Raw genomic sequence first — 4,065 nt, forward strand, 5'->3', positions numbered from 1 at the left:
GGATACAACAGCCTCAAATTGGGTTCGTGTACCTCAGGTCGGGATTTTGCCGCCGGCTTCCTTCAGATTCGACCTCGCGGTCGACACCCTTGCCTTGAGCTAACGGTTGGTACAGCCAACCCCCGTTCGGGACTTTCACCCTATAGCTATCGCCCATGCTGGGCGCACCAAAAAACAATAGAGCCGAAAATGGCTCTATTGTTGAACAAAAGTAATGCGAATGTGCTCGTTCTCTCTGCAGACAGTCAACTCAACGGTTTCCGTCAAGATGTCAGCATAGCTGTATGAAACTCGTTCGAACAATTGGTCGTCATCGAGCTTTACTACGAATACTGATGGGTATGTTTCTTCGAGGATGCCCGTCCGCTCGACGGTCTTGCGTCGACCGCCATTGGCTTTTAGTAGGATGCGTTCGCCAATGTGCCCGTCTAAACTGCGCTTAATGTCAAGTAACGCGTTTCTTGCCATTGTTCCATCCACCTCGCTTGATCCCATTATAACAGCATACGCTTATTTTGTCAAAGAAATAAAAAATTATAGCAATCCGGCCGAGTTTTTGTCAACGGCCTTTTTTTCGATAAATGCGTTGATATTTGTCGATTTTTCCTACATTCCCAATATAACACCAAAAATCCCCTGCTTTTGCTGATTTGTCGCAAATAGCAGGGGATTTTTCGCTTGTTATTTACCCAGCAATTGACGTCGAATAATCTCGTTTGCCAGGCTTGCATATTCATCGATCGACAAAGTTTCGCCTCGGCGGCTCGGTTCGATCTCAAGGTCGCTTAGCATCTGTATTACTTCGTCTTTTCGCTGTTTATCAAACAGCCCGCTCATTAAATTGTTCAGCAACGTTTTACGGCGCTGGGCAAAACATGCCCGAACGACCCGGAAGAAGAAATTCTCATCGTCTACCTCCACGGGAGGACGGTCCCGGATTTTCAGTTTGATCACTGCCGAATCAACATTGGGTCGAGGAATAAAAACGCTGGCCGGAACGATCATCGCCACTTCCGTCTCCGCGTAAAACTGAGCAGCTACGCTCAGCGAGCCGTAATCCTTGCTCCCCGGCTTTGCCGCTATCCGCTCAGCCACTTCCTTTTGAATCATGACAACGATGTTCTCCAGCGGCAATCGGCTCTCCAAAAGCTTCATCAATATCGCCGTGGTCACATAGTAGGGCAGATTGGCTACTACGCTCACCTTTTCATACCCGCTTAGCTTGTCCCGCACGAGAGCAGCAAGGTCCAGCTCCAGCACATCACCATGTACGACCTCTATGTTGTCATAGGGGGCCAGCGTATCCTCAAGGATCGGCAACAGCCGCTGGTCGATCTCGATGGCGAGGACATGCCCTGCGGCTCTCCCCAACTGCTCGGTCAGCGCACCGATACCGGGGCCGATTTCGATGGCAGCCTTCGAGCTGTCCAGATCGGCCGCTTCCACGATGTTATGGAGGATATTCGTGTCGATCAGAAAGTTTTGTCCCAAACTCTTTTTAAAAGAGAAGCCGTATTTCTCCAGAACCTCTTTCGTTCTGGTCGGTGTTGCGATATCTTTCCCTGAGGCGTGCATCACGACTTCCCCTCCTCCTGATCTAGTGCTTCTATCGCTTTGAGAAATTCCTCACGGCTTATCTGAAACGCATTGAGGCGGGAGAGCATCTGTTTGGCATTGGCGTAGCCGATACCGAGGCTTTCCCCCAGCTTGATACGCCGTTCCTTGGAATCAGCCCCTGAGGTAAGTCTGTAGGCCAGCATGTCATCGGCAGTGATTTCTCCTGCACTTTCCGCCATCTCGGTCCGGACGTCGCTCAGCGCGCGGATAATCGTCTCTACCGACGCATTTTCCACGCCGATATCGTCTTTCTTTGTTCCGTCCGCTTGCGTGATAAAGGCATGCTTGCAGCCGGGTACTGCCTTGCTGATGATTTTGCGAATCCGCTCTCCCTGGTAATCAGGGTCGGTAAAGATAATAACGCCGCGCTTGGATTGAGCAAGGCGAATCTTTTCGATCGTTTTTTGATTGATGGCAGATCCGCCTGTTTCGATCGTATCTGCGTTGACTGCCCGCTTGATGGCAGCTGTATCGTCTCGTCCCTCTACGACGATGACTTCCTTGATCTTCATGTCGATGCTCCCGCTTTCATAAAATGTCGAAAACGACGGTTTTGAGGATAGTCAAAACAGTTATAGTTTGCGCCAAAAAAACAGGAATTCCTTCGTTTTTGGGTGAAACATTTTCGGCTCGCTTTCGTCTTACTTAATAACTCAGCTTAACACAACCCCGCCGGATTAGGAAACTCGGCTGCGAAAGCTTTCAACGAAGCTTTTTGCTATCTGCGATCAGGTCGATGATAAATAAAGAAGACAGGAGCATGGCTCCTGTCCTATGGCTTGTGCGGCCCGATGATATAGACAGTTCGGTTTCGCTTGCGTCCAAACTGAACCGCGTCCGCCTCGGTCCCGACGAAAACGTCGATTTTCGCGCCTTTGATCGCTCCACCTACGTCTTCTGCACGACGGTATCCGATGCCGTCAATAAACACCCACCACCCGAGCGGAATGACTTTCGGGTCAACCGCGATCGTGTGCCCTGCTTTTGCCTTTACGCCCGTAGCTGTACGCCCGTAGCCTGGCGAGCTTGGATGTTTGCCTCCACCTGCCGGTGAATAGGCGGTCAAAGTAACCCCGTTCAGGACCTGTTTTGGCCGGAACACTTTTCCGCCCCGGGAGACCATCCCCGCTGCGGACGCTACGACTCGATTCGATTTGTCATCGATTTGAACAGCAACGGCTGTTCCTACCGCTACAATTCGATCTTTCTTTGGTGTGATTACATCTCGCTTGATCAGCTCACGGGAAACTTCCTTTCCGTTTTCCGTGATGACTTTATAATGACCGATGGCTTTTCCCTCTTGGCCCTCTTGCATGACGCGCGTCGTCCCTTTTGACAATACGGGATCGTTTTTGCGCAGCTCCTGGAAGGCCAGGCGCTCCTCTTGCTGCACGACTTTCTCTTCGACTCGGGTAACGACGATTGTCGTCTGTTTGGAAAGTGAGTCTGTGAGAGCCGGTTTTACCCGGTCCTGCTTGCCTAATGCGATGCCAGCCTCCTGCAGAGCTCCAGCTACATCGCGCTTTAGCGTTTTTACTACTTTGGTCTGCCCGTCCACCTGGACCGGAATTGTCCAGCGTGTATGTAAGGTAATGGTTGTTCCGTCTTTTATTTTCGCGTGAATGTCTGGTTGTAGTAGATCATCTTCCGTTACCGTGATGTTTCGTTCTGCCAAAAACTGTTCGACGGTCGAGGCTTTGGTTCCCACTTTGCGGGTATCTCCGTCCATCGAAAACGTGATCTGTTTTGGCTGGGTTGCTTGGGCAGAGAAATAGCCAATCATGGGAACGAGCACCAGAGCCAGGCTGCCGAGAACGACAATCGCCCGGTTCTTTTGCCTTTCCCACACCGTGCGTAACTCCATTTCCCACACTCCTTTTTTGCTGAAAAGCGTAAAGCTTTTCGAGTCTAGCCAGGCAAGGGTTGATGAAATCGCACCAATATTTTGGAAATTGGCCAGTTCTGAACAAGGTCGGATTTGATTGTATTCTACTTTTTTCTCTTTGTCAAATTCCCCCTGCCGGACTGAGGATTTGATTGCTACCAGCCTAGCATTAACCGTTTGGCGAATGGAAGCGGGTTTCTGTCGAGGGTGCATGTCGATTCCGCAATAATCGTTCGACACATACTTTAATGCTATGCGGGATGTCCTTTGGAAGAACAGGTTTTTTGTTTCTGCTTCTAGCAAAAAGCGCACCTGGCTTTTGCAAAACCCGGTAGCAGCAAGCGTTTACGGCATCCGATTGCACGTGCCTTTGTAGAGTAGAGAACTGAAACTTTCGGGCGACCGTATGGTCGCCTTGCTCATTTCAGCTCCCCCTCATCAAACCGTACGTGAGGTTTTCCCTCATACGGCTTTCCGATGTTCTTCTTTCTTTGGCATTCGGCTTACTTTATCCGGCTAATTTCAATAAACTACCCTGCGTGTTTTGTATGACCTTCAGCTTT

At 50.2% G+C, this 4,065-nt stretch carries 4 protein-coding genes; all 4 read right to left on the reverse strand.

What is annotated here, in order from left to right; genetic code table 11:
* Positions 1-195: 195 nt before the first annotated feature.
* Positions 196-468 (reverse strand): biofilm formation stimulator Veg, encoded by a 273-nt coding sequence (veg, locus tag EDM54_RS25980; RefSeq protein ID WP_003390218.1) that lies wholly within the window; start codon positions 466-468, stop codon positions 196-198.
* Between the two features lie 213 nt (positions 469-681).
* A complete protein-coding gene (gene rsmA / locus EDM54_RS25985) occupies positions 682-1,575 on the reverse strand; it encodes a 16S rRNA (adenine(1518)-N(6)/adenine(1519)-N(6))-dimethyltransferase RsmA (protein ID WP_003390217.1) in 894 nt (297 codons plus the stop codon).
* On the reverse strand, positions 1,575-2,129 hold the full coding sequence (gene rnmV, locus EDM54_RS25990; RefSeq protein WP_003390216.1) for a ribonuclease M5: 555 nt from the start codon (positions 2,127-2,129) through the stop codon (positions 1,575-1,577). The genes rsmA and rnmV overlap by 1 nt, the downstream gene beginning before the upstream one ends.
* Before the next feature lie 260 nt (positions 2,130-2,389).
* Entirely contained in the window at positions 2,390-3,481 is a 1,092-nt protein-coding gene (locus EDM54_RS25995; RefSeq protein ID WP_031933416.1) for a resuscitation-promoting factor, read from the reverse strand.
* Positions 3,482-4,065: the final 584 nt, after the last annotated feature.

Origin of the sequence: Brevibacillus borstelensis, assembly GCF_003710865.1 — a bacterium.
Lineage (GTDB): Bacteria > Bacillota > Bacilli > Brevibacillales > Brevibacillaceae > Brevibacillus > Brevibacillus borstelensis.

What these genes read in the sequence shown, in the direction of transcription:
- rnmV (WP_003390216.1), bottom strand. Translation starts at nt 2,129, where the DNA reads ATGAAGATCAAGGAAGTCATCGTCGTAGAGGGACGAGACGATACAGCT.
- veg (WP_003390218.1), bottom strand. Translation starts at nt 468, where the DNA reads ATGGCAAGAAACGCGTTACTTGACATTAAGCGCAGTTTAGACGGGCAC.
- EDM54_RS25995 (WP_031933416.1), bottom strand. Translation starts at nt 3,481, where the DNA reads ATGGAGTTACGCACGGTGTGGGAAAGGCAAAAGAACCGGGCGATTGTC.
- rsmA (WP_003390217.1), bottom strand. Translation starts at nt 1,575, where the DNA reads ATGCACGCCTCAGGGAAAGATATCGCAACACCGACCAGAACGAAAGAG.